Here is a 6359-nt window from a genome sequence, read left to right on the forward strand (position 1 = left end):
GTCGGGTTTATCGACGCCCATGCCAAAGGCGATGGTGGCGACCATGACCGCGTCTTCCTCGTTCAGGAAGCGGTCGAGGCGGATGTCGCGTTCGCGATTGTCGAAACCGGCATGATAGGAAATGGCGTTGATGCCGCGATCACGCAGCAGTTGGGCGAGGCGGTCGCAACCGTCGCGGCTGCCGCAATAGACCACGCCCGAACGGCGCGGGCGCTCGGCCACCAGTTCGACCACACGCTCGTCATTGCGGGCCCGTGAGCCATTGTATTTGCGCTCTGCCGTCAGTTGCAGATTGGGGCGGGCGAAGCTGTCGACAAAGACCTGAGCGTCTTCGAGGCGCAGCGAGGCGACGATATCATCGCGGGTACGGGCATCGGCGGTGGCCGTCACGGCGATGCGCGGCACACGTGGGAAGACCTCGGCCAGACGACCCAGCGTGCGGTAGTCGGGGCGGAAGTCATGACCCCACTGCGACACACAGTGGGCCTCGTCGATGGCGATCAGGCTGATGGGCAGTTCGGTCAGGCGATCCAGCATGGACCCTGCGGCCAGTCCTTCCGGCGAGACATAGAGCAGGTCCAGTTCGCCCGAGCGGGCCTCTCGCCAGACGGCGTTGCGCTCGTCCAGTGTCAGACCGCTATCGAGACGGGCAGCCTTCACGCCCTGCTGTTTCAACGCTTCAACCTGATCGGTCATCAGCGCGATGAGCGGCGATACCACCAGACCCACACCGGGGCGCAGAATGGCAGGGATCTGATAGCAGACGCTCTTGCCGCCGCCGGTCGGCAGGACGGCCAGAGTGTTGCGGCCGCCGAGAACTTCCTCGATCACCGAGGCTTGCAGACCACGAAAATCCTTGTGACCCCACACCCGCTCCAGAAGCACGCGCGCATCATGCAGGGTGGGCGACGGGTCTTCGTAAGCGGCGGGATCGAACATGGGCGCTGTGTGCCACTATTCGGCGTTCGATGTCATCCTGCGCTAAAGGCGAAGGGGCAGAAGTGATCGCGACAAACGCCGAGTGTCGCCTAGGACGCACGAAACCAGTATAGGGCAGCCATGAACAGCCTGATCTATGGCCGCCCGCCCGCCGTATTCGACCCGCCCATGTCGGCCCAGCAGACCTCTCCGCTCATTCCCGGATCGATGGCGCTGGAAGATGTCGCGCCCGCTTCGGTCGATGAAATCACCTTGTACGCGCCTCCGGGTGCGATCGAGCGCCGCTATGTGCTGGCGCTGGCCCTGCGTGCGCTGAAGGCTGGCGGCAAGCTGGATGTCATGGCCCCCAAGGACAAGGGCGGCTCGCGTCTGGGCAAGGAGCTGAAGGGCTTCGGTCTGGAGTTTGCCGAGACGGCCAAGGCCCACCACCGCCGCGCCATCATCACTCGCCCTGAAACGGTCGAGGGTCTGGACGAGGCGATTGCCGCCGGTGCCCCCCGTCTGGTGGCCGGTCTGGATGCATGGTCGCAACCGGGCGTGTTCGCGTGGGATCGCATCGATAACGGCACGGCCTTGCTGGCCGATGCCCTTCCGGCGCTCAAGGGTAATGGCATTGATCTGGGCTGTGGCTATGGCGCGCTGGCGACCGTGGTTCTGCGCTCCGCAGCAGTGAAGTCGCTGAAGCTGGTCGATCTGGATCGCCGCGCCGTGGATGCTGCCAAGAAGAACGTGACCGACGAACGCGTCAGCTTTGATTGGGCCGACGTCCGCCTGCTGGAAGGCGAAGGCACGCTAGACTTTGTGGTTTCCAATCCGCCCTTCCACGATGGCGGGATCGAGGACAAGCGCCTTGGCCAGAAATTCATCCGCAAGTCGGCCGAACTTCTGAAGAAGGGCGGCGTGGCGTGGATCGTCGCTAACCGTCACCTGCCATACGAGAACGACCTCAACGAGGTGTTCAAGCGCGTGAACATGGTCGCCGACCAGAACGGCTTCAAAATCTTTGAAGCGGTGAAATAGTCATGGCCAAGACACCGACTTCGCGCGTCGACAAGCTGCTGTCCTCAATGGGCTATGGCTCGCGCAATGAAATGGCGCGCATGGCCAAGGCGGGCGGCATCATGCTGGACGGCGAGGACTTTACGGATGTGACCAAACGCATCCCTGTCACGCCCGATCTCCCGACGCGCATGGAAATAGACGGCGAGCCGCTGGACCCGGTGGCGGGCATGGTCATTCTGTTGAACAAGCCGCTGGGCATGACCTGTTCGCACAAGGAAGACGGGGCGCTGGTCTATGATGTGCTGCCGGAGCGCTGGCTGCGCCGTGACCCGGCGATCTCGACCATCGGGCGTCTGGATAAGCAGACCTCGGGCCTGTTGCTCATGACCGACGACGGTGACCTGCTACACCGCGTCATCAGCCCCAAGCGCCACGTCAAAAAGACCTATCGCGCCAAACTGGCCCGCCCGCTGAATGGCACCGAAGGGGCGCTGTTTGCTTCGGGCCAGTTGATGCTGGAAGGCGAGGACAAGCCGTTATCGCCCGCCGAACTGGAAGTCATGTCGGATACCGAAGCCCTGCTGAGCGTAACCGAGGGCCGTTATCATCAGGTCCGACGCATGTTCGCCGCCACCGGCAACCATGTCGAAGAGCTTCACCGCGAGCGTTTGGGCGGTTTGACACTTCCTGACGATCTGGCTCCAGGCCAATGGAAGTTGTTGTCAGCCGAAGAAATCGCGACGATCTTCCAATAGCTGGGCCGTTGGTTGTCCGGTCTGGATACATCGAGCCTAATCGAGGGGTGTGATGACAGCACTGGGCAAGGCGCTTTGCGTGGTCGGACTGGTCGCCGTGGCGTCTTGCACAAAGCCTGTTATGCCATCGCGGATCGAGACCTGCCCACCACAGGCGGTCGTGTGGGTGATCTGTCCACACAGCCCTGATTTGGCAACGACATGTCGTGTGCGCGATGGCGTAATAGGCTGCGGCCTTGATCGGTTGGTTGTCGACTATGCCAATGAAAGAATGGCGCGCCCTACGGATCGTTCAGGCCGGTTTACGCTGATAGCCGTGAAAGTAACCGCCCAAGGTGCGGGCCCTGCAGACCAGAGCATGATGCCTGAATCGTCCTATCGGCCAGATGATCTATGAGCGCGATTTAGTCGGGAAATGACGCCGATTTTGTACCTCTGCTGAAAAAGCCTACTGGAACGCGCCGTCTTGTCGTGCACTGTTCTCTGAACGGAAACGACAGGAAAGATGGTTATGAGTGCATCTTCTAAGCGCGCGCTGGATCAGATCGAGCAGATGCTGGTCGATCAGACCAAGGATTTGGACGGCTTTTCGCATCGTGAACTGACCGATCTGGCGCACCAGCTTCGCAGTCGACGCGAGCGCATTCAGCGCATGATCCGTCAGCGCAATCGTGACGCCCGCCATTCCGGCAAGGCTAATCCCGACACAGGTGCCCACGAGAAGAAGGCGGTGTTGGTCGAGGCAATCGAGCGTGTGAATGCGGTTCTGGAAGAACGCGCGGTCACTCGCACCGGCCCTGCGGAGACAGCATCCAAACCCAAGCCAAAGGCGACACCTAAGGCTGCCGCTGCGAAGGCCGAGCCGAAGGCAAAGGCTGAAGCTAAGGCTGACCCCAAGACTGAACCCAAGACCCCCGCCAAGGCACCGAAGGCTGCTGAAAAGCCGGCGGAGAAGGCTCCGGCCAAAAAACCGGCAGCCAAGAAACCTGCGGCTAAAAAGGACTGAGTTCGGCGGGTTCCTGCAAGCGGCCTTGACCTGACGGTCAGGGTCGCGCACCCCTCGTTGCATGACCGAGGTAAAGATCTGCGGGCTGACGACGCCTGAAACGCTCGAAGCGGCCCTCAATGGGGGTGCCGCCTATGTCGGCGCAGTGGTCTTTCCCAAAAGCCCCCGACACATAGAACCCGAGGACGCGGCGCAGCTGTTTGCCGCCGCGCGTGGACGAGCGCAGATCGTCGCTGTCGTGGTTGATCCCGATGACGCGCTACTGGACCGCATCGCCATCCATCTCAAGCCGGACTTCGTCCAACTTCATGGCGCGGAAAACTCTTCGCGTGCCGCAGAGGTACGCCGCAGGACGGGAGCGAAAATCATCAAGGCGCTACCGATCCGCGAAGAGGCGGATTTCGTAAATGTGTCTGAATGGACCCGCGCCGCCGATATCCTCTTGTTCGATGCCAAGCCTCCCAAGGGGGCAGACCTGCCCGGTGGTGTGGGCCACAGTTTCGACTGGTCGCTGATGGGCAATCGCCCGCTTCCGGCAAAATGGTTTCTTGCGGGAGGCATAAATCCACAAAATCTGGGTGAAGCCTTGCTCGTCACCCGTGCTCCCATGGTTGATGTCTCCTCTGGCGTCGAGCGCGCGCCGGGTGTTAAGGACATCTCCCTGATCCATGATTTTCTAGCGGCCGCGCGCCGGTCCTGATTTCGACGTTTTCCTTCCCGTAGATTGCTGACGTGAACGCACCCCTGACCAATACCTACGCATGGCCCGACGAGCAGGGTCGCTTCGGCCCCTATGGCGGTCGTTTTGTGCCTGAAACCCTTATGCCGCTGATCCACGAGCTGGGCGCGGCCTATCAGGCAGCCAAGGCGGACCCGACCTTCCAGGAAGAGCTGGACGGCTATCTGAAATACTATGTCGGTCGCGAAAGCCCGCTCTATCACGCAGAGCGCCTGACCGAACATTTCGGCGGGGCACGGGTGTGGCTCAAGCGCGAGGACCTGAACCACACGGGCGCGCACAAGATCAATAACTGCATGGGCCAGATCCTGCTGGCCCGTCGCATGGGCAAGACGCGTATCATCGCCGAGACGGGTGCCGGTCAGCACGGCGTGGCTTCGGCCACAGTCTGTGCGCGTTTTGACCTGCCGTGCACCGTTTACATGGGTGCCGTCGACGTCGAACGTCAGCAGCCGAACGTCTTCCGTATGAAGCTGCTGGGTGCCGAAGTGAACGCCGTCACGGCGGGCGCTGCGACCCTGAAGGATGCGATGAACGAGGCCATGCGTGACTGGGTCACGAACGTGGCCAACACCTATTACATCATCGGCACGGCGGCCGGTCCGGCTCCTTATCCGGAGATGGTCCGCGACTTCCAGTCGGTGATCGGCAAGGAAATCAAGAAGCAGTCGATGGAACAGATCGGCCACCTGCCTCAGGCCGTGGTCGCCTGCATCGGCGGTGGCTCGAACGCTATCGGTGCCATGCACCCCTTCGTCAACGATGAGGGTGTGCGCCTGATCGGTGTCGAAGCCGCAGGTCACGGTCTGGACGTCGACAACGGCCACGCAGCCTCGCTGAAGGGCGGGCGTCCGGGCGTTCTGCACGGTAACCGTACCTATCTGTTGCAGGATGCCGATGGCCAGATCTTGGAAGGCCACTCGATCTCGGCCGGCCTCGACTATCCGGGGATCGGGCCGGAACACGCTTGGCTGAATGATCTTGGTCGCGGTGAATACCGCTCGGCCACGGATGCCGAGGCGCTGGAAGCCTTCCAGATGATTTCCAAGCTGGAAGGTATCATTCCGGCGCTTGAGCCTTCGCACGCCTTGGCGCGTGCAGGCGAAATTGCCCGTGAAGTGGGCAAGGGGGGCGATATCGTCGTGGTGCTGTCCGGTCGTGGTGACAAGGACATCTTCACGGTCGCCAAACACCTTGGTGTGGAGTTGTAATCATGATCGCTATCCTTTCGGCAGTTGCCCTTCTGGCTGCTCAGGCCGCCCCGTCCGCTGCCGGTCCGGTCAGCGTCGCCCCCACAGATATCGCGGTTAAAGCCCCCGCCGTAGCCAGCCCGGACTGCGGTGGTCTGCTCAAGGCTCCAGCCTTCTGCGTGACCGCACGCATGGACCAACTGGGCGGCGTGGCCGAGGCCTATATCGAGGACCTCAAAGGTCAGGGCTGGATTCCGGCCGATGGCGACGACAACCGCGTCATCTTCGTCAAGCGCCGCGATGGCGGTGGCTGCGACGGCATGCAGATGGTCGCTTTCTTCGATCCCGCTAAACCCGAGGCTGCGGAAGAACCCGCTTATCTCGGCTTCGCCCTCATTCCGGGTGATATTTGTGCAGCCCCTGCAGGGAGCAATCCGTGACCACTGCGCGTATCGACGCCCGCTTTGCTGAACTGAAGGCCCAAGGCCGCGCGGGCTTCATTCCCTATGTCATGACGGGCGATCCGTCGCGTGACGAGGCGCTGGAAATCTTGAAAGGACTTCCGGCTGCCGGTGCAGACATCATCGAACTGGGTCTGGCGTTTTCGGACCCTATGGCGGAAGGGCCGCCGATCCAGCGTGCGGCGCTTCGCGGTCTGAAGGCTGGCATGACACTTCGCGGCACACTCGACCTCGTGGCCGAGTTCCGCAAGAGCGACGACACCACGC

At 62.0% G+C, this 6359-nt stretch carries 8 protein-coding genes; 7 read left to right on the forward strand and 1 reads right to left on the reverse strand.

All coding sequences use genetic code 11. The annotated features are described in order from the left end of the window. Nucleotides 1-939 (reverse strand): RecQ family ATP-dependent DNA helicase (locus OB03_RS14150; protein ID WP_461344588.1); only part of this gene is annotated, 939 nt, incomplete at its 3' end. A 120-nt stretch (nt 940-1059) separates the two neighbouring features. Between OB03_RS14150 and OB03_RS14155 the strand changes: the two genes are divergently transcribed. The 7 genes from OB03_RS14155 to OB03_RS14185 form a co-directional block, all read left to right on the forward strand. Further along, nucleotides 1060-1959, forward strand: coding sequence for a class I SAM-dependent methyltransferase (locus tag OB03_RS14155; RefSeq protein ID WP_461344589.1), 900 nt, complete (start codon nt 1060-1062; stop codon nt 1957-1959). 2 nt (nt 1960-1961) lie between these two features. Then, nucleotides 1962-2696: a pseudouridine synthase gene (locus OB03_RS14160; protein WP_461344590.1), complete on the forward strand. Its 735-nt coding sequence runs from the start codon at nt 1962-1964 to the stop codon at nt 2694-2696. Nucleotides 2697-3207: 511 nt separating this feature from the next. Next, nucleotides 3208-3702, forward strand: coding sequence for a hypothetical protein (locus OB03_RS14165; protein ID WP_242912801.1), 495 nt, complete (start codon nt 3208-3210; stop codon nt 3700-3702). 61 nt (nt 3703-3763) lie between these two features. After that, complete coding sequence (locus OB03_RS14170) at nt 3764-4402, forward strand: phosphoribosylanthranilate isomerase (protein WP_461344591.1); 639 nt, start codon at nt 3764-3766, stop codon at nt 4400-4402. 32 nt (nt 4403-4434) lie between these two features. Beyond that, complete coding sequence (gene trpB, locus OB03_RS14175) at nt 4435-5652, forward strand: tryptophan synthase subunit beta (RefSeq protein ID WP_242912807.1); 1218 nt, start codon at nt 4435-4437, stop codon at nt 5650-5652. Between the two features lie 2 nt (nt 5653-5654). After that, the gene (locus OB03_RS14180) at nt 5655-6071 is read left to right on the forward strand and encodes a hypothetical protein (protein WP_461344592.1); all 417 of its coding nucleotides are present in this window, start codon (nt 5655-5657) and stop codon (nt 6069-6071) included. Continuing rightward, nucleotides 6068-6359 (forward strand): tryptophan synthase subunit alpha (locus tag OB03_RS14185; RefSeq protein ID WP_461344593.1); only part of this gene is annotated, 292 nt, incomplete at its 3' end. The genes OB03_RS14180 and OB03_RS14185, both read left to right, overlap by 4 nt.

The sequence above is a fragment of the Brevundimonas sp. GN22 genome (genome assembly GCF_054824005.1).